The sequence below is a fragment of the Pseudomonas sp. NIBRBAC000502773 genome, assembly GCF_006517195.1.
GTDB classification, from domain to species: Bacteria; Pseudomonadota; Gammaproteobacteria; order Pseudomonadales; family Pseudomonadaceae; genus Aquipseudomonas; species Aquipseudomonas marginalis.
In genome coordinates this window covers 842992-862631 of the sequence record NZ_CP041189.1, presented here as the reverse complement: position 1 = coordinate 862631, position 19640 = coordinate 842992, and the positions used below count along the sequence as shown (strand labels likewise).

The 19640-nt window shown below is 62.5% G+C and carries 14 protein-coding genes; 9 read left to right on the top strand and 5 right to left on the bottom strand.

What is annotated here, in order from left to right:
- Positions 1–105: 105 nt before the first annotated feature.
- The gene (locus NIBR502773_RS03870) at positions 106–1743 is read left to right on the top strand and encodes an AMP-binding protein (protein ID WP_141155407.1); all 1638 of its coding nucleotides are present in this window, start codon (positions 106–108) and stop codon (positions 1741–1743) included.
- 542 nt (positions 1744–2285) lie between these two features.
- Here the strand turns inward: NIBR502773_RS03870 and NIBR502773_RS03865 are convergent.
- The 3 genes from NIBR502773_RS03865 to NIBR502773_RS03855 all read right to left on the bottom strand — a co-directional run bounded on the left by NIBR502773_RS03865 (position 2286) and on the right by NIBR502773_RS03855 (position 4645).
- On the bottom strand, positions 2286–3185 hold the full coding sequence (locus NIBR502773_RS03865) for a hydroxymethylglutaryl-CoA lyase (protein WP_098479155.1): 900 nt from the start codon (positions 3183–3185) through the stop codon (positions 2286–2288).
- Between the two features lie 16 nt (positions 3186–3201).
- Positions 3202–3594: a MerR family DNA-binding transcriptional regulator gene (locus NIBR502773_RS03860; RefSeq protein WP_027606274.1), complete on the bottom strand. Its 393-nt coding sequence runs from the start codon at positions 3592–3594 to the stop codon at positions 3202–3204.
- A 115-nt stretch (positions 3595–3709) separates the two neighbouring features.
- Positions 3710–4645 (bottom strand): LysR family transcriptional regulator, encoded by a 936-nt coding sequence (locus tag NIBR502773_RS03855; protein ID WP_027606275.1) that lies wholly within the window; start codon positions 4643–4645, stop codon positions 3710–3712.
- Positions 4646–4811: 166 nt separating this feature from the next.
- Between NIBR502773_RS03855 and NIBR502773_RS03850 the strand changes: the two genes are divergently transcribed.
- On the top strand, positions 4812–6041 hold the full coding sequence (locus tag NIBR502773_RS03850) for an acyl-CoA dehydrogenase (protein ID WP_141155406.1): 1230 nt from the start codon (positions 4812–4814) through the stop codon (positions 6039–6041).
- Between the two features lie 69 nt (positions 6042–6110).
- Here NIBR502773_RS03850 and NIBR502773_RS03845 read toward each other — a convergent pair whose 3' ends face one another.
- Positions 6111–7445 (bottom strand): substrate-binding domain-containing protein, encoded by a 1335-nt coding sequence (locus tag NIBR502773_RS03845; protein WP_141155405.1) that lies wholly within the window; start codon positions 7443–7445, stop codon positions 6111–6113.
- A 149-nt stretch (positions 7446–7594) separates the two neighbouring features.
- Positions 7595–8407, bottom strand: coding sequence for an exodeoxyribonuclease III (gene xthA / locus NIBR502773_RS03840; protein ID WP_027606278.1), 813 nt, complete (start codon positions 8405–8407; stop codon positions 7595–7597).
- Between the two features lie 168 nt (positions 8408–8575).
- Between xthA and NIBR502773_RS03835 the strand changes: the two genes are divergently transcribed.
- From NIBR502773_RS03835 to NIBR502773_RS03805, 7 genes are all read left to right on the top strand, one after another.
- Complete coding sequence (locus NIBR502773_RS03835; protein ID WP_027606279.1) at positions 8576–9220, top strand: N-acetyltransferase; 645 nt, start codon at positions 8576–8578, stop codon at positions 9218–9220.
- Between the two features lie 64 nt (positions 9221–9284).
- Positions 9285–11012 carry an autotransporter assembly complex family protein gene (locus NIBR502773_RS03830; RefSeq protein WP_141155404.1) on the top strand — a complete coding sequence of 576 codons (1728 nt, stop codon included), beginning with the start codon at positions 9285–9287 and terminating at the stop codon, positions 11010–11012.
- A complete protein-coding gene (locus tag NIBR502773_RS03825) occupies positions 11012–14683 on the top strand; it encodes a translocation/assembly module TamB domain-containing protein (RefSeq protein ID WP_141155403.1) in 3672 nt (1223 codons plus the stop codon). Before NIBR502773_RS03830 ends, NIBR502773_RS03825 begins: the two co-directional genes overlap by 1 nt.
- Before the next feature lie 205 nt (positions 14684–14888).
- Positions 14889–15362 (top strand): MarR family winged helix-turn-helix transcriptional regulator, encoded by a 474-nt coding sequence (locus tag NIBR502773_RS03820; RefSeq protein WP_141155402.1) that lies wholly within the window; start codon positions 14889–14891, stop codon positions 15360–15362.
- Positions 15359–16810 carry an efflux transporter outer membrane subunit gene (locus NIBR502773_RS03815; RefSeq protein ID WP_141155401.1) on the top strand — a complete coding sequence of 484 codons (1452 nt, stop codon included), beginning with the start codon at positions 15359–15361 and terminating at the stop codon, positions 16808–16810. Before NIBR502773_RS03820 ends, NIBR502773_RS03815 begins: the two co-directional genes overlap by 4 nt.
- A gap of 15 nt (positions 16811–16825) precedes the next feature.
- Positions 16826–18025: an efflux RND transporter periplasmic adaptor subunit gene (locus NIBR502773_RS03810; protein WP_065927031.1), complete on the top strand. Its 1200-nt coding sequence runs from the start codon at positions 16826–16828 to the stop codon at positions 18023–18025.
- Entirely contained in the window at positions 18025–19554 is a 1530-nt protein-coding gene (locus tag NIBR502773_RS03805; RefSeq protein ID WP_092357648.1) for a DHA2 family efflux MFS transporter permease subunit, read from the top strand. The genes NIBR502773_RS03810 and NIBR502773_RS03805 overlap by 1 nt, the downstream gene beginning before the upstream one ends.
- Positions 19555–19640: the final 86 nt, after the last annotated feature.

Sequence of the window (19640 nt, the reverse complement as noted above, 5' to 3'; positions counted from 1 at the left end):
CAGGGAAAGGGCGCTCACCTTTACGTTAACGTAAGCTTGCGTTACGGCGCTGTCAATCGTAGTTTACGTATACGTCAACCTACAAAAAAGACAACAGGGGTCGTTATGGATCAACCGCATCCGAGCTACAGCCGTGGCTCCCAGGACAAGGCCTTGCTGGCCATGACCATTGGCCAGGCCTTCGATCACACCGTGGCGCAATACCCCGATGGCGAAGCCCTTGTGGTGCGCCATCAGCAGCGTCGCTACACCTGGCGGCAACTGGCCGAGACCGTCGAGGTGCACGCCCGCGCGTTCCTGGCCTTGGGTATGCAGACCGGCGACCGCCTGGGCATCTGGGCGCCCAATTGCGCCGAGTGGTGCATCAGCCAGATCGCCAGCGCCAAGATTGGCGTGATCCTGGTCAATATCAACCCGGCGTACCGCAGCAGTGAACTGGACTACGTGCTCAAGCAGTCCGGCTGCGAGTGGCTGGTGTGCGCCGGCGCGTTCAAGACCTCCGACTACCACGCGATGTTGCAGGCATTGCAGCCTGAGCTGCGCGGCATGATCAGCCTCGACCCCAGCCCGCCCCCGGGCTTCCTGCCCTGGTCGGAACTGGCGGCCCTCGGTGCGGGCCTGCCGCCCGAGCAGTTGCACAGCCGCCAGGCCAGCCTGCACTTCGATCAAGCCGTCAATATCCAGTACACCTCCGGCACCACCGGGTTCCCCAAGGGCGCCACCCTCAGTCATCACAACATCCTCAATAACGGCTATATGGTCGGCGAAAGCCTGGGCCTCACCGCGCAGGACCGCCTGGTGATCCCGGTGCCGCTGTACCACTGCTTCGGCATGGTGATGGGCAACCTGGGCTGCATCACCCATGGCACCACCATGATCTACCCGAATGACGGCTTCGATCCGCTGCTGACCCTCACCGCCGTGGCCGAAGAGCGCGCCACTGGCCTGTACGGCGTGCCCACCATGTTTATTGCCCTGCTCGATCACCCACGCCGGGGCGAGTTCGAGCTGTCCACCCTGCGCACCGGCATCATGGCCGGCGCCACGTGCCCCATCGAGGTGATGCGCCGGGTCATCGGCGAATTGCACATGGGCGAGGTGCAGATTGCCTACGGCATGACCGAGACCAGCCCCGTATCCCTGCAAACCGGCGCGGATGACGATCTGGAGCGCCGCGTGACCACCGTCGGCCGCACCCAGCCGCAACTGGAAAGCAAGATCATCGATGAAGCCGGTAACACGCTGCCCCGTGGCCAGGTCGGCGAACTCTGCACCCGTGGCTACAGCGTGATGCTCGGCTACTGGAACAACCCCGACGGCACCCGCGAGGCCATCGACGCTGCGGGCTGGATGCACACCGGCGACCTGGCCACCATGGATGCCCACGGCTATGTGTGCATCGCCGGGCGCAACAAGGACATGATCATTCGCGGTGGCGAAAACGTGTACCCGCGCGAGGTGGAAGAGTTTTTCTTCACCCACCCGGCGGTGGCCGATGTGCAGGTCATCGGCATTCCGGACGAGCGTTACGGCGAAGAGATCGTGGCCTGGGTCAAGTTGCATCCGGGCCATGTGGCCGACGAGCTGGAACTGCAGGCCTGGTGCAAGGGCCGCATCGCGCACTTCAAGACGCCCCGGTACTTCAAGTTCGTGGAGGAGTTTCCAATGACGGTGACGGGCAAGATCCAGAAATTCCGCATGCGCGAGATCTCGATCGAAGAGCTGGGGGCAGGGCAGGGTTAAAGGCCAGAAAGCACAAAGGGGACCCGAAGGTCCCCTTTAATTTGTCGTTGCGTGCTCTTTTTTTATTATTGAGGGGCGGTCTATTGTTGTTTTTGGCAACCGTTACCCTTTACCGCTGTTTTTGGCGACCCCCATCCGGGGTCAAGAGCAAACGTATTTTTTTGAGCGCTGATCTGCTTCTTCGTTAACGATCCAACCAGTGGGTAGCTACCTGAGGTAGTTTTATTTTTCTCTAACCGGTTGCGGGTTTCGGCATGCCGTACCCTGCGAAGCACATCTTCTCCAAAAAAATCTGTTAGCTGCGTCTCTGCCGTGTTGTTTTTGTTATGTCAGAGTCGTTTCGTCTTATTTTTATTAGGTTTGGCGCTTTTTATTCTTGTTATGCCATAGAGATAGCAGAAGGCGTGCCAACTTTTAAAATCCCTTTAAAATCAATAAGTTGATTTTTTAGTAGGGCTCAGCCTACAGAAAATACGACAAAATATGTTCCCGTGTTACTCGATGTGTAGCCGTGCGGTAACACATTGTCACGGCTACGCTACTCAACCGGCTGTCCGCGCCTTGGCTACGCGCGAGCCCGTGGGGCGGCCGAGGACATGGCTGATGTGCAGGCCCGCGCGAATCAATGCGTCCAGGTCGATGCCGGTGTCGATCCCGAGGCCATTGAGCAGGTACAGCACATCTTCGGTGGCGACGTTACCGCTGGCGCCCTTGGCATAGGGGCAGCCGCCGAGGCCTGCAATAGAGCTGTCGAATACCGTGATGCCTTCCAGCAGGCCGGCATAGATATTGGCGATGGCCTGGCCATAGGTGTCATGGAAGTGGCCCGCCAGTTTGTCCCGTGGCACCTGCGCGCCGACCACCTCGAACAGCCGCCGCGTGGTGCCCGCCGTGCCGGTGCCGATGGTGTCGCCCAGGGAGACCTCGTAGCAGCCCATGGCATACAGCTCCCGCGCGACCGCCGCCACCTGTTCCGGCGCAATCTCACCTTCGTAAGGGCAACCCAGCACACAGGACACATAGCCGCGCACGCTGATGCCGTGCTGCCTGGCCGCCGCCATGATCGGCGCAAAACGCTCCAGGCTTTCGCTGATGGAACAGTTGATATTGCGCTGGGAAAACGCCTCGGAGGCTGCGGCAAACACCGCCACTTCCTTCACGCCCGCCGCCAACGCGTCCTCGAAACCACGCAGGTTTGGCGCCAGCGCACCGTAGGTTACGCCGGGCTTGCGCTGGATCTGCGCGAACACGTCGGCGGAACCGGCCATTTGCGGCACCCACTTGGGCGAGACAAAACTGCCGACTTCGATATAGCTCAGGCCCGCCGCGCTGAGGGCGTCCACCAATTGGACCTTGTCGGCCACGCTGATGGGCTGGGCTTCGTTCTGCAAGCCGTCGCGCGGGCCGACTTCCACCAGGCGCACATGGGAGGGGAGGGACATGGCAGCTACCTTCTGATCAATGGCCAACCTGGCCCATGGTTTGCGCCAGGGCCTGGGTGCAACGCTCTTCGGCGGTGTCCAGCTCCAGCTTCATTTGTTCGATATCCAGCAGTTGCTGTTCCAACTGCTCACGGCGCTCGGCGATCTTGGCCAGCATGCTGTTGAGTTGGATCTGGTTGCCGCCGGTGGGGTCGTAGAGTTCGATCAGCTCACGGCACTCGGCCAGGGAAAAACCGATGCGTTTGCCCCGCAGGATCAGCTTGAGGCTGACCTTGTCCCGCGCCGAATAAATGCGCTCCTGGCCCCGGCGTTCCGGGGCCAGCAGGCCTTGTTCTTCATAGAAACGAATGGCGCGGGTGGTGATGTCGAGCTCGCGGGCGAGGTCGGAGATGCTGTAGGTCGTGCTCATGGGGGCGCTCAAGAAGGTCTTGGCGCTAAGCTAATGGCAGGTTGACGTAAACGTCAAGGACCGCTGCGAAGCCCATCGGGGGCAAGCCCCCTGCCACAGGGGGCGTTCTTCAGCCTCAGGCCTGTTGTTTGTCCAGCTTCTTCTCGTGGGCGGTGACTTGCTGGCACAACTCGATCATCTGCTCGCGCATCCAGCGGTTGGCCGGGTCCTGGTCGGTGCTTTCATGCCAGTACAGGTGGGTTTCCACCGGTGGCACGTCGTTGACCGGCAGGTTGAACCAATGCAGCTCATGGCGGCGGGCGAAGCGTTCGGGCACGGTCATGACCATGTCGGTCTGCTGCAACACTTGCGAGGCCATCAGGTAATGCTGGGAGCGCAGGGCGATCTTGCGCTGGATGCCCATCTTGCCCAGGGCCAGGTCGACGTGGCCCAAGCCGTTGCGGCGGCTGGAGATATGGATATGGGTCAGCGACAGGTAGTCATCCAGGGTGAACTTGTCCTTGCCCGCCATGGGATGGCCCTTGCGCATGGCGCACACGTAGCGGTCTTCCATCAGCTTGACGTGGCGTACCTGCGGGTCGGTGTTGAGCGGCGCGTCCACGGCAAAATCCAGGCGCCCGGCTGCCAGTTCCTTGGTGGTCTCGCGGCGTTTGGACAGGAAACTCTCGATCACCACGGTGGGCGCCAGGCGGCGCAGGCGTTGGAACAGCAGCGGCAGAATCACCGCTTCGGTGAGGTCGGTCATGCTGATGCGGTAGGTCTTGGCCGCCTGCTGCGGGTTGAAGATGCGGCTTTCCTGCACCGACACCCGCAGCAACGACAGCGCATTGCGCACCGGGCCGATGATGTTCTGCGCCATCGGCGTGGGCACCATACCTTGGGCGGTGCGCACGAACAGCGGGTCGTTGAACGTCTCGCGCAGGCGCGCCAGGGCGTTGGACACCGCCGGCTGGGTGATGCCGACAATCTGCCCGGCGCGGGTCAGGTTGGCTTCGGTGTAGATCGCGTCGAAGACGATAAAGAGGTTGAGGTCGACCTTGCTCAGATTCATTGGGTTGCGCTCTTATTATTAGGTGGCGATTTGTTACGTGCTCATATGTCGATCATATATCGGTGATGAATGTTAATACACGCCGAGAATAGGCTAGGTAAATTATCAACGCTGTTCTAGCATCGATTGCATGACCTAAACAACCTCTCAAAGAAGGGAGCTGCTCATGGATTTCGCCTATTCGCCCAAGGTTCAGGAACTGCGTGAACGTGTTACAGCGTTCATGGACGCTTACGTTTACCCGGCCGAGCCGGTGTTCGAACGCCAGGTCAACGAAGGCGACCGCTGGCAGCCCACCGCCATCATGGAAGAGCTGAAGGCCCGGGCGAAAGCCGAAGGCCTGTGGAACCTGTTCCTGCCCGAGTCCGAACTGGGCGCCGGCCTGACCAACCTTGAATACGCCCCCCTGGCCGAAATCATGGGCCGCTCGCTGCTGGGTCCGGAACCGTTCAACTGCTCCGCCCCCGACACCGGCAACATGGAAGTGCTGGTGCGCTACGCCAACGAAGAGCAGAAACAACGCTGGCTCGAACCGCTGCTGCGCGGTGAGATCCGTTCGGCCTTCGCCATGACCGAGCCCGATGTCGCCTCTTCGGACGCCACCAACATGGCCGCCCGTGCCGAGCGCCAGGGCGACGAGTGGGTGATCAACGGCAAGAAGTGGTGGACCTCCGGCGCCTGCGACCCGCGCTGCAAGATCCTGATCTTCATGGGCCTGAGCAACCCGGATGCACCGCGCCACCAGCAGCACTCGATGATCCTGGTGCCGGTGGATGCCCCCGGGGTAAAAATCGTACGCCCGCTGCCGGTGTTCGGCTACGATGATGCGCCCCACGGCCACGCCGAGGTGCTGTTCGACAATGTCCGCGTGCCGTACGAAAACGTACTACTGGGTGAAGGCCGAGGCTTCGAGATTGCCCAAGGCCGCCTTGGCCCCGGCCGTATCCACCACTGCATGCGCTCCATCGGCATGGCCGAGCGCGCGCTGGAACTGATGTGCAAACGCTCCGTCAGCCGCACCGCGTTCGGCAAACCTTTGGCGCGCCTGGGCGGCAATATCGACAAGATCGCCGACTCACGCATGGAAATCGACATGGCGCGCCTGCTGACCTTGAAAGCGGCGTACATGATGGACACCGTGGGCAATAAAGTGGCGAAAAGTGAAATCGCCCAGATCAAGGTGGTGGCGCCGAACGTGGCGTTGAAGGTGATCGACCGCGCGATCCAGATCCACGGCGGCGCCGGCGTCTCCAACGACTTCCCGCTGGCCTACATGTACGCCATGCAACGCACCCTGCGCCTGGCCGACGGCCCGGACGAAGTGCACCGCGCGGCCATCGGCAAGTTCGAGATCGGCAAGTATGTGCCTAAAGAGTTGATGCGCAGCGGGCAGTAACACCGCGTCGCCTGAATCGGGGGCTTGCCCCCGATGAGGTCGGATCAGGCACTGAAGATCCAGCAGTCCTCAGTAAACCCAAACCTCCACCCGCCGATTCTTGATCCGTCCCTCATCCGCCGTATTCGCCGCCACCGGCATCTGTGCGCCAAACCCACGAATATCGCGCAATACCACGCCGTTCTTGACCAACTCCCGGCGCACCGCCATCGCCCGCAGCTTCGAGAGCAGCGCGGCCCGTTGCGGGTCATTCTTGGCATCGCCGAATCCCACCAGCGTTACTTGCTTGTCGAGTTGGTTGTGGCGCTTTATATAGGCCACGACGCGCTGCACGTCCTGGCGCGCCTTGTTGTCCAGGCTGGCGCTGCCTTCCTCGAAGCGAAAATTCACGCTCAAACGCTGGGCGTCGCGGGCAATCGCCTGGTAGTCGTCGGGCATCGAAGGGCGTGGTTCCACCGTCATCGCCTGCACCTGCTGCGCAATAAACCCATTGGCCGCCACAATCGCCTGGCCTTTGCTGCTCTGGGCAAAATCCACCAGCGCCTTCGCCCACGGGTTGCCGGAGGAGGGCGGCAGGTAGAAGAACAGCCGGCGTGACAGCGGGTAATCCTCGGTGGCAATCAGACTGTTCAACGGCAACATCGGTTGCGAGTCGCCATCGACAATCGCCACCGCCTTGGCCTGGCGCACGTAAGGCAAGCCGATAAAACCGATGCCCTGGGGATCCCGGCTCACTGCATCGGACAACGCTTCGCTGGACTCGAAGCGCTTGGCGGACGCGGCCAGGGGCTTGCCGCGCAGGCGCAGCACCAGGTCCTTGAAGGTGTCATAGGTGCCGGATTGATCATCCCGCGCGTACAGGTGAATGGCGCCGCCGATACCGCCCAATGCTTCCCAAGTGTTGATTTCGCCGTTGAAAATCTGCGCCAGTTGCTCGGTGTTCAACGTATTCAGCGGGTTGCGCGGGTTGAGGATAATGGCCAGGCCGTCGATGGCGATCACCTGCTCGGCCTCGGGGCTTTTCAGGTCGCCGAGCGGTTCGAGGTCCACCAGTTCGCTGTCTTTTATCGGCCGGGACGAGGCGGCCAGGTCGGCGCTGGCGTTTTTCAGCGCGGCAAACCCCGTGCTGGAACCATGGGCCGCCACCTCGACGGTCACCGTCCTGCCCTGGCGCGTCTTGCCGATCACGCGCTGTTCATTGGCGCCCTCGGCCGGTTCGCTGTGCACCGCCTGCAGGCCCTGATGCTCCATCAACCCCTTGACCAACGCCGGCCCCAGCGCCGCGCCAATGGTGTTGGAACCCTGGATGCGCAAAGCCGGGCCTTGGTCGGGAACGGGGAGGGGGGCAGCCACGACGCAGAGGGACAACGCGCTACACAACAGGAACAGAACGCGCAGCATCATGCCGGCACCTTCTCAAGCCAAAGGGAGTGCGGCGAGATTAAGTCAGTTGGATTTCAATAATGTGACTGACAGTCAGCTTATCTGTTGCTGATACACCGCGATCGGGGGCAAGCCCCCTCCCACATTTGGCCCGAGTACAGTCAGGGGTATCAGCTCAGTTCAAGCCAGATCGGCGCATGGTCAGACGGTTTCTCCAAGCCCCGCAGGTCGTAATCCACCCCGGCATCCTTGACCCGTGGCAACAAGCCATTGGAGGCCATGATCACGTCAATGCGCAGCCCACGCTTGGGCTCATCCTCGAACCCACGGCTGCGGTAGTCGAACCAACTGAAACGGTCGGCCACCTCGGGGTTGAGGTGGCGGAAACTGTCCACCAGGCCCCAGTTTTTCAGGCGCGCCATCCACTCGCGCTCTTCGGGCAGGAAACTGCACTTGCCGGTTTTCAGCCAGCGCTTGGCGTTGTCGGCGCCGATGCCGATGTCGCAGTCCTCCGGGGAAATGTTCACATCGCCCATCACCACCAGGGCCTGGTCGTTGCTGAACTGGCTTTCCAGCAGGTGCTGCAAGTCTGCGTAGAAACGCTGCTTGGCCGGGAACTTCGTCGGATGGTCGCGGCTTTCACCTTGTGGGAAATAGCCGTTCATGATGGTCACCGGCTGGCCGTTTTCATCGGCGAAGGTGCCCCAGATAAAGCGGCGCTGGGCGTCTTCTTCATCGCTGGCAAAGCCCTTGTGCACGCTCAAGGCTTCTTTTCGCGAGAGCAGCGCTACACCGTAGTGGCCTTTTTGCCCGTGGTAGTACACGTGATAGCCCAGGGCCTGCACTTCGGCCAGGGGGAACTGGTCGTCGTGGACCTTGGTTTCCTGCAGGCCGATGACGTCGGGTTGGTGTTTTTCAATCAGTGCCGCCAGCTGATGAGGGCGGGCGCGCAGCCCGTTGATATTGAAGGAGACGATTTTCATGGTCGGCGGTCCAGTCTGGCAAAAGGGCGATGCTAGCGGACAAGTCGGACGGGGGCCAGCGTGGCGGTAGGACAGATGCACTGCTAATGTCTGGGAACGACTGGTGCTGCGTAGGTTCGTACCCATAAGAACGCCATCTATTGAGTGGCGCCCAGGGAGATTGACTGTATGACTGACACTGCCATTGGCGAAGTTCGCCTGCTCAACAGCGGCTACTCCCGCGAAGCACGCTCGCTCCTGTACCAGGCCTATCGGCATGAGCCGACGTTTGCCTACATCTTTGAAGCTGAACGCGCAGGCTATGAACAGCGGGTACGTGCCACGGTGCGCGAACTGGTCAAGCAGCATTTCTTCCAGAAACTTCCCGCCATCGGCCTGTTCGTCAACGACCGCCTGATAGGTATCGCGCTGATCGCGCCACCGCAGCGGCGCCTGGGGATTACCGAAAGCTGGGCCTGGCAATTGCGCATGTGGCTGAGCACCGGCGTGCGCGGCACCCGGCGCTACCTGGACTACCACTATGCGGTGATGGCCTGCCTGCCCAACGAATCGGTGCATGTGTTGCCGCTGCTGGGCATTCATCCGCAATTCCAGGGCAAGCACTACGGTGAACAGCTGCTGGAGGCGGTACACAATTGGTGCGCTGAAGACCCGCACTCGTCCGGTGTGGTGTTGGACACGGGGAATTCGCGCTATCTGGAGTTCTACAAACGCCAGGGCTATGAGGAGATCGGCGAAGTGGCGGTAGGACCGATTCTGGAGCACGTATTTTTCCACCCCAATCCACAGGTGTTACATGCTGCAACGGCTTAGCGCAGAATTTTTCAGAATCCTCTGAGTTCTAAGTTTCTCCCCAGCTCGTGTAGCATCCGCGCCTATGAAGTTTCCAGGAAGATTTACCAGCGGCTTGGTTCTGCTGTTCACAAGCTGCGGCGCATTCGCGCAAAGCGAATTGGACGTGCGGATCAAGCCAAAAAACGACGCGTTGAAAGCCAACATCGAAGGCTATATCGGCGGGGTGGGCGAGCGTGACGAAGACGCCTTGCTGCGGTTCAGCCGTGGGGCCGAAGAGCAGGCGCGCAAAGCCGCCCAGGCTTTAGGTTTCTATCAGCCCCGGATCGAAAGTGATGTGAAGGGCGGCAAGAACCCGCGCCTGATCCTCACCATCGACCCCGGCGAACCGGTGCATCTGCGCAACGTGACCATTCGGGTCGACGGCCCGGCCGCGGACCTCAAGGCCTTTCGCGTGCCCGCCAGCGACGACCTCAAATCCGGCGCCGTGCTCAACCACGGCCACTACGAAGACGCCAAGCGTCTGATCCAGAACCAGGCCTCGCGCTACGGCTTTTTCAGCGGGCGCTTCACTCACCAGAAACTCTCGGTAGACCCCCAGGCCGGTGTCGCCGATATCGAACTCATCTATGACAGCGGCCCGCGCTACACCTTGGGCAAGGTCAGCTTTGCCGGCGATACGCCGTTTGACGAAGAGCTGCTGCAACGCATGGTGCCGTTTAAAAGTGGCGCCCCCTACGATTCCGAGCTGATCGCCGAACTCAACCAGAACCTGCAAGCCAGCGGCTTTTTCGAAGGCGTGCGCGTCGACGCCGCACCCGCGGCTTCGGCCAACGAGGTGATCCCGGTGGCCGTCAATCTGGAGACCCGCAAGCCACGCACCATGGGCCTGGGCCTGGGTTTCTCCACCGACGTCGGCCCGCGCGGCAAGGCCAACTGGACGCGCCACTGGGTCAATCCCCAGGGCCACAGCTATGGCTGGGAAGCTGAACTGTCGGCGCCTCGGCAGAACGTCGGGTTGTGGTACGACATCCCGCTGGACCCGCCGCTCACCGACAAACTGCGTTTCGCCGGCGGTTACCAGAATGAAGAAATCGCCAACACCGACACGTTGAGTAAATTGCTCACCCTCGGGCCCGAATGGCACAGCAAGTTGCCCAGTGGCTGGACCCGGGTGATCTCGCTCAAATACCAGCGCGAAGAATACCGCCTGGGCAATGACTCGGGCCTCAGTAACCTGGTGATGCCGGGTGTGAGTTATTCCTACCTGCGCAGCGATAACCGCATCGACCCCCACAACGGCTACCGCCTGCAATTCGACAGCAAGGTGGCCAAGGAAGGGTTGGGCTCCGACACCAACCTGCTGTACGGCACGGCCATGGTCAAGGGCCTGACCACCCTGTGGGACAACCACCGCTTCCTGGCGCGGGCCCAGGTCGGCGGCAGTGCCACCAACGGCTACAAGTCGGTGCCACCATCGCTGCGGTTCTTCGCCGGTGGCGACCAGAGCGTGCGCGGCTACGAGTACCAGACCCTGTCGCCGGAGAATGACCGGGGTGACCGTATCGGCGGCCGCTACATGGTGGCCCTGAGCGCCGAGTATCAATATTCCATCGCCGAAAAATGGCGGATTGCGACCTTTATCGACCAGGGCAACTCGTTCAACTCCCTGGAGTTGCCCAGCTTGAAGACCGGTGTGGGTGTCGGCATCCGCTGGGTCTCGCCGGTCGGCCCGATCCGCCTGGACCTGGCCCATGCCCTGGAAGACCCGGGCGGCGTTCGATTGCACTTTTCCATGGGGCCTGAGCTGTGATGCGTGGTGTGAAAATAGCGGGGCTGGCCGTGCTGGCCATCCTTGCCGTGTTGTTGCTGGCCCTGTGGGCGGTCCTCGGCACCCAGGCGGGCAGTCGCTGGGCGCTGGGGCGTGTACCGGGTTTGAGCGTAGAGAATTTCCACGGCCGTCTGGGCGGCCAGTGGCGCGCCGATCATCTGCTGTGGGCGCAGGACGGCAGTCGCGTCGAACTCGATGCGCCGACGTTTGACTGGTCGCCGGCGTGCTTGTTGCGCATGACCCTGTGCATCAATCGCCTGGATGTGGAGCAAGTCCGCCTGGACGTTGCGCCGAGCACCGAAGAAAGCAGCGAGCCGATTCAATTGCCCGACCTGAAGCTGCCCGTTTCCATTCAGTTGGGCGACGTTCGTGTCGGCAGCCTGCTGCTTAACGGCAGCGAACAACTCAAGGGCCTGCAACTGGCCGCGCACTGGACCGCCGCCGGCATGCAGATTGACGCGGTGCACCTGCAACGGGACGGCCTGGTGCTGGACCTGAACGGCCTGTTGCAACCCAGCGGCGACTGGCCGCTGACCGCCAGCGGCAATCTGAGCCTGCCCTACGCCCCCGGCGGCGCGCCGTGGACGGTGGCGCTCAAGGTCGAGGGCGACCTGCTCAAGACCCTCAGGCTCGACGCCGACAGCAGCGGCTACCTGCCGGCCAAACTCAAGGGCGAGCTGCAACCCTTGGTGGACAACCTCCCGGCCCAGTTGCACCTCACTGGCGATGGCTTCAAACCCAGCGCCGATCTGCCCGACACCCTGCAACTCAATCAACTGGACCTCACCGCCAAGGGCGACCTGGGCAGCGGCTACCAACTGCTGGGCAAGGCTGTGCTGCCGGCGGAAAAAGGCCCGGTGGACCTGCTGCTGCAAGGCAAGGTCGACGCCAAGGGCGCGCAGATCGCCGGCCTGGACCTGAATGCCGGCGACAAACAAAGCCTCAAGCTCACGGCGCAGTTGGACTGGCAACAAGGCTTCAGCGCCGAGGCCAAGATCGACTGGCTGGACTTTCCCTGGCATCGCCTCTACCCGCTGATCGACGAGCCACAGGTGGTGTTGCGCACCTTCAACGGTGAGGTTTCCTACAAAGACGGCAACTACCTCGGCAACCTCAAGGCCGACCTGGACGGCCCGGCGGGCAAATTCAATCTGGTCACGCCGTTCAGTGGCGACCTCACGCAAATCTTCCTGCCTGAGCTGAAGCTGACCGCCGGCCAAGGCAAGGCCGAAGGGCATTTGAACCTGCAATTTGCCGATGGTATTGCGTGGGATACCGCGTTGGACCTGTCGGCGCTGAACCCGGCGTACTGGGTGGCGGAATTGCCGGGCACGCTGGCTGGCCCCTTGCGCAGCCAAGGTGAATTCAAAAACGAGCAGCTCAAGCTCAACGCCGACCTCGACCTCAAGGGCCGCCTGCGTGGGCAAACCGCGGTGCTGGCGGCCAAGGCCGAGGGCGCGGGCGAGCAATGGACCCTGGCCAATCTGGATGTCCGCCTGGGCGACAACCGCATCAACGGCAGCGGCAGCCTGCAGCAACGCCTGGCCGGGCAGATCGATATCAAGCTGGCGCGCCTGGCCCAGCTGTGGCCGCAATTACGTGGGCAGGTCAATGGCCGACTCGACGTGGCCGGCAGCCTCAAGGCGCCCCAAGGCCAACTCGACCTCAAGGGCCAGCAACTGGCGTTCGCCGATAATCGCCTGCAAAGCCTGAGCCTGGGTGCGACCCTGGACAGTGCCCAGCGCGGGAAAATCGACCTCAAGGGCAGCGGGATTCAAAGCGGTGACACCCAGGTGGGCACGCTCACCGCCAGCGCCCAGGGCGATATCAGGAACCAGAAGGTCCAACTCGACCTGGCCGGCCCCTTGGTCAAGCTGGCTCTGGCCTTGGACGGCAGCCTCGACAAAGGCAACTGGCGCGGTCGCCTGGCCAGTGGCGATGTGCAGGCGGGTGGCCAGGACTGGAAGCTGCAGGCGCCGGCAAAAATCGAGCGCATGGCCGACGGCAAGCTGACTTTTGCGGCTCACTGCTGGGTCTCCGGTGCGACCAGCCTGTGCGGTGAAGACCAGCGCCTGATGCCCGAACCCAAATTGCGCTACCACCTCAAGCAATTCCCCATCGACAGCCTGGCGGCGTTTCTGCCCAAGGACTTCGCCTGGCAGGGCAAGCTCAACGCCGACGTCCAACTGGACCTTCCCGACAGCGGCCCCAAAGGCGTGGTCGCGGTGGATGCCAGCGGCGGTACCCTGCGGGTCAAGGACAAGGACCAGTGGCTGGATTTCCCCTACGACACCCTCACGCTGGAAACCACCCTCAACCCCAAGCGCATCGACACCCAGCTGAACTTCCGAGGCGGCAAGCTCGGCGAGTTGCTGTTGCAGGCGCAGATCAACCCATTGCCGAAAAACAAGCCGATCAGCGGCAATTTCAGCCTGACCGGTCTGGATCTCGCCGTGGCGCGGCCGTTTGTGCCGATGGTCGAGAAACTCAGCGGCAAGCTCAACGGCAGCGGTCGGATCGCCGGTGGCCTGCTGGCGCCGCAGGTCAACGGCAACGTCAACCTGGTGGGCGGTGAAGTCTCCGGGCCGGAATTGCCCATCAGCCTTGAAGGCTTGAACGTGCAGGCGCTGATTGCCGGTGAAAGCGTGCAATTGAATGGCGCATGGCGCAGTGGCAAGGCCGGGCAGGGCAGCCTCAAGGGCCAGGTCGACTGGGGCCAGGCCCTGGTGGTGGACCTCAGCCTGCAAGGCTCGCAATTGCCGGTCACGGTGGAGCCCTATGCGGTGCTGGAAGTGGCCCCGGACCTGAAGATCAGCCTGAAGAACGACAAACTGGCGATTGCCGGCAAGGTGCGAATCCCCCGTGGGGACATCACCGTGCGTGAGCTGCCGCCTTCGACGGTCAAGGTCTCGGATGACACCGTGATCGTCGGCAGCCAGACCGAAGAGGGCACGCCACCGATGGCCATGGCCATGGATATCGACGTGGCGGTGGGCGAAGACCAGCTCAACTTCTCGGGCTTCGGCCTCACCGCCAAGGTGCAGGGCCATGTGCACATCGGCGACAACATGGACACCCGTGGCGAGTTGTGGCTCAACGACGGTCGCTACCGCGCCTATGGCCAGCGCCTGGATGTGCGCCGCGCACGTCTGCTGTTCGCCGGGCCGCTCGACCAGCCATACCTGGATATCGAAGCGATCCGCAAGACCGACGATGTCGTCGCCGGTATCCGCCTCAGCGGCAGCGCCGAGCAGCCCACCACGCAGATCTTCTCGGAACCGGCCATGAGCCAGGAACAGGCGCTGTCCTACCTGGTGCTGGGCCGTCCGCTGAGCTCCACCGGCGAAGACAACAACATGCTCGCCCAGGCCGCCCTCGGCCTTGGCCTGATGGGCAGCGCCGGGGTCACCTCGGATCTTGCCAACAAACTGGGGATTCGCGACTTCGACCTCGACACCCAGGGCAGCGGCAATAATACGGCCGTGGTGGCCAGCGGCAAGATCACCGAGAAACTCAGCCTGCGTTACGGGGTAGGGGTGTTCGAACCGGCCAGCACCATTGCCTTGCGCTACCTGCTGAGCAAGAAGGTGTACCTGGAAGTGGCGAGTGGCGTGGCCAGTTCCCTCGACATCTTCTATAAGCGCGATTTCTAGATCCTTTCGCGGTACAAAATGTGGGAGGGGGCTTGCCCCCGATAGCAGTCGTTCAGTCAACACATCAGTGACTGACCCAACGCTATCGGGGGCAAGCCCCCTCCCACATTAGCAAGCAAGCTAATTATTCCATTTGACTTTCTCTGCCTAGGCAGTAACATCTCGTCATACATTCACTGCCTAGGCAGTAATAAGGTGACTTCCGATGCCCCACTTCACCCCTGAAAACTTCCACAACTGCCACCTCGGGCTGTTGCTGGGCCGTGCGGCGCTCCTCAAGGACCGCATCATCGACACCCACATGGAACCCCACGGCATCACAGCCGCGCAGTTCAAGGTGCTGATCATCATGGCCCAGTTCGGCGTCGACACCCCGGCCGAACTGTGCCGCAACCTGTCCCTGGACAGCGGTTCGATGACCCGCATGCTCGACCGCCTCGAGCAGAAAGGCCTGCTGGACCGCAAACGCTCCGAGCAGGACCGCCGCCAGGTGCAGTTGGTGCTGACTACCGACGGCCAGCGCCTGGCAGACATGCTGCCGCATATAGGCGCCCAGGCGTTGAACCAGTTGGCGGGCGTGCTTGAACCCGGCGAGCTGGAAACCCTGGAACGGATCCTCAAGAAAATTCTGATAGCTGCCGGTGATCCCATCACCCTGCAGCGGGTAGGTAAAGCATGAACACACGTGCCCTATGCCTGGTGCTCGTGGCCATGAGCATGGCCGGTTGCGCCAACTACAGCGGCCTCGACACCCAGGGCCGGCGCCTCGACGCCAACACCTTGCAGACCGGTAAATCCCTGAGCGGGGTGACCCTGTCGAGTGCCGCCTGGCCCAGCGCCGACTGGTGGAAAAAACTCGGCGACCCGCAGCTCGACGGCCTGATCCAGGAAGCCCTGCAAAACAGCCCCGACATGCAAGTCGCCAGCGCCCGTGCCCATCAGGCCGAAGCCGCCGCCTATGCCGCGAATGCCGCACGCATGCCGACCCTGGATGCCAGCGCCGGCGTGAGCCGTTCACGCCTGGCCAAGGACCAGGACCCGCGCGGCGAGGGCGATGCCTACTCGACCGTGCGTAATATCGGCGCCAGCTTCAATTACAATTTCGACCTCTGGGGTGGCCAACGCGCCGCCTGGGAAGCCGCGCTGGGCCAGGCCCGTGCCGCCGAAGTCGACCAGCAGGCCGCGCGCCTGACCCTCGCTGCCGATGTGGCCAAGGCCTACAGCGACCTGGGCCAGGCGCACATCGTGCGCGACCTGGCCGGCGATGACCTCAAGCGCACCCGGCAAATGCTCGACCTGAGCAAGCGCCGCCTGGCTGCGGGCATCGACAGCCAGTACCAGTACCAGCAGACCGAAAGCCTGGAAGCCAGCTCCCAGTCGCAATTGATCGATGCCGACAAACAACTGCAGAGCGCCAAAATCGCACTTGCCGTATTGCTCGGCAAAGGCCCCGACCGAGGCGGCGAACTGGCCCGTCCGAATGTACTCAAGCCCGCCGCTGTCGCCGTGCCTTCGGTGTTGCCCGCCGAGCTGCTGGGCCGCCGCCCGGACCTGATCGCCGCGCGCTGGCGAGTCGAGGCCGCGAGCAAGGACATCGCCGCCAGCAAGACGCGCTTCTACCCCAACCTCAACCTCAGCGCGAGCGCCGGGGCCGAGTCGTTGCTGGGGGATGCGATGTTCGGCTCGGCCAGCCGCTTCTTCAACATTGCGCCGACGATCTCGTTGCCGATCTTCGATGGCGGCCGCCTGCGCGCCGACCTCGATGCGCGCGATGCCGACTACGACCTGGCCGTGGCCCAGTACAACAAGACCCTGGTGCAGGCCTTGGGCGATATCGGCAACACCCTTTCGCAACTGCGCGAAACCGGTCGGCAGATCCAGGCCCAGCAACACGCCACGGACATTGCCCAGCAGTCCTACGACACCGTGGTCCAGCGCTACGGCTCAGGGGTCGGTAACTACCTGGACGTGCTCAGCATCGAGCAGCAATTGCTGCAAGCCCAGCGTCAGCTGGCGACCCTGAATGCCGGGCAAATCGATCTGTCGATTCAATTGATGCAGGCCCTGGGTGGCGGATACAGCGCCGACAACGTGGCGTCGACCACCCCAGCCACCCGCACGGAATAATTTGAGGTATTTGTCATGGCCACTGCCGAAAACACCAACGCTACAGAACAACCCAAAGACAACAACCCACGCAAACGCAAGGTCATGCTGATCGGCCTCGCGCTGATCGTCATCCTCGGCGTCGTGGGCGTATGGGGCTGGTATGAATTCTACGGGCGCTTCAACGAGAGCACCGACGACGCCTATGTGAACGGCAACGTGGTGGAAATCACCCCGCTGGTCACCGGCACCGTGGTCAGCATCGGCGCGGACGATGGCGACCTGGTCCACGAAGGCCAGGTGCTGATCAACTTCGACCCCAACGACGCCGCCGTCGGCCTGCAAAGTGCCCAGGCCAACCTGGCCCGTACCGTGCGCCAGGTGCGGGGCTTGTACAGCAACGTCGATGGCATGAAAGCCCAGGTCAACGCACAGAAAGCCGATGTGCAAACTGCCCAGGACAACTTCAATCGTCGCAAGACCCTGGCCCAGGGCGGCGCGATTTCCCAGGAAGAACTGTCCCACGCCCGTGACAGCCTGACCGCCGCGAAAAACGCGCTGACCAACCTTGAGCAGCAACTCAAGACCAGCAATGCGCTGGTGGATGACACCGTGATCTCGTCCCACCCGGACGTGCAGGCCGCCGCCGCGCAACTGCGCCAGGCCTACCTGGCCAATGCGCGCAGCACCTTGATCGCGCCGGTCACCGGCTACGTGGCCAAGCGCACCGTGCAACTGGGCCAGCGCGTGCAGCCGGGTACGGCGTTGATGGCGGTGATCCCGCTGAACCAGCTGTGGATCGACGCCAACTTCAAGGAAACCCAATTGCGCGACATGCGCATTGGCCAGCCGGTGGACATCGAGTCGGACATCTACGGCAGCGACGTGAAATTCAGCGGCACCGTGGATAGCCTTGGCGCCGGCACCGGCAGTGCGTTTGCCCTGCTGCCGGCGCAGAACGCCACCGGTAACTGGATCAAGATCGTGCAACGGGTGCCGGTACGCATCCACATCAATGCCGAAGAACTGGCCAAGCACCCGCTGCGGGTCGGCCTGAGCACCGTCGTCAATGTCGACCTGCATGACCAGAGCGGCCCGGTGCTGGCGCAACAGGCGCCGCAGAAGGCGACCTTCACCACCAACGTGTACGACCGTCAATTGGCCGAGGCTGACGCCATGATCACCGAGTTGATCCATGCCAACAGCATCGCCGCGCCCAAGGCTGTGCAACGCTGATGAGCAATAACGCCTCCTTCACGCCGCCCAGCCTGTTGATGGCCACCATTGGCCTGTCGCTGGCGACCTTTATGCAGGTGCTCGACACCACCATCGCCAACGTGGCCTTGCCGACCATTTCCGGCAACCTCGGCGTGAGTTCGGAGCAGGGCACCTGGGTGATCACCTCGTTTGCGGTGAGCAACGCCATCGCCTTGCCGCTGACCGGTTGGTTGAGCCGGCGGTTTGGCGAAGTGAAGCTGTTCCTGTGGGCCACCATGCTGTTTGTGCTGGCCTCGTTCCTCTGCGGTATTTCCACTTCGATGCCCGAATTGATCGGCTTCCGGGTGCTGCAAGGCCTGGTGGCCGGGCCGTTGTACCCGATGACCCAGACGCTGCTGATCGCGGTCTACCCGCCGGCCAGGCGTGGCATGGCCCTGGCGTTGCTGGCAATGGTCACGGTGGTGGCGCCGATTGCAGGGCCGATCCTCGGTGGCTGGATCACTGACAGCTACAGCTGGCCGTGGATCTTCTTTATCAACGTCCCCATCGGCATCTTTGCGGTGATGGTGGTGCGTGCGCAATTGAAGAAGCGCCCGGTGACCACCAGCTACCAGCCGATGGATTACGTCGGGCTGTTGAGCCTGATCGTGGGCGTCGGCGCGCTGCAGATTATCCTCGACAAGGGCAACGACCTGGACTGGTTCGAATCCAACTTCATCATTGTGGGCGCGGCGATTTCGGTGATTGCCCTGGCGGTGTTCATCATCTGGGAAATGACCGACAAGCACCCGGTGGTCAACCTGCGGCTGTTTGCCTACCGCAACTTTCGCATCGGCACGATTGTGTTGATCCTCGGCTACGCGGGCTTCTTCGGCATCAACCTGATCCTGCCGCAGTGGCTGCAAACCCAGATGGGCTACACCGCCACCTGGGCCGGCCTGGCGGTGGCGCCGATCGGCATCCTGCCGGTGCTGATGTCACCGTTCGTGGGCAAGTACGCGCACAAGTTCGACCTGCGCCTGCTGGCGGGCCTGGCGTTCCTGGCGATCGGCCTGAGCTGCTTTATGCGCGCGGGTTTCACCAATGAGGTGGACTTCACCCACATCGCCCTGGTGCAGTTGTTCATGGGCATCGGCGTGGCGCTGTTCTTCATGCCGACCTTGAGCATCCTGATGTCCGACCTGCCACCGCACCAGATCGCCGACGGCGCCGGTCTTGCGACCTTTCTGCGGACCCTGGGCGGCAGCTTTGCGGCCTCGCTGACCACCTGGATCTGGATCCGCCGGGCGGACCAGCACCATGCGTACATGAGCGAGAACATGACCACCTATGACTCGGCCACCCGCGACGCGCTGCAGGCGCTCGGTGGGGCAGGGCACAAGGCCTACGCGCAACTGGACCAGATCCTCACCAGCCAGGCGTACATGATGTCCACCGTGGATTACTTCACGTTGCTGGGGTGGATGTTCATGGGGTTGATGCTGCTGGTATGGCTGGCGAAGCCGCCGTTTACCGCAAAAGCGGGGCCGGCTGCTTCGGGTCACTGATTGGCAAAGACTGAAATGCAATCAAGTGTGGGAGGGGACAAGCCCCCTCCCACATTTTGATCTCTGTTCACATTGGATCAGTGGGA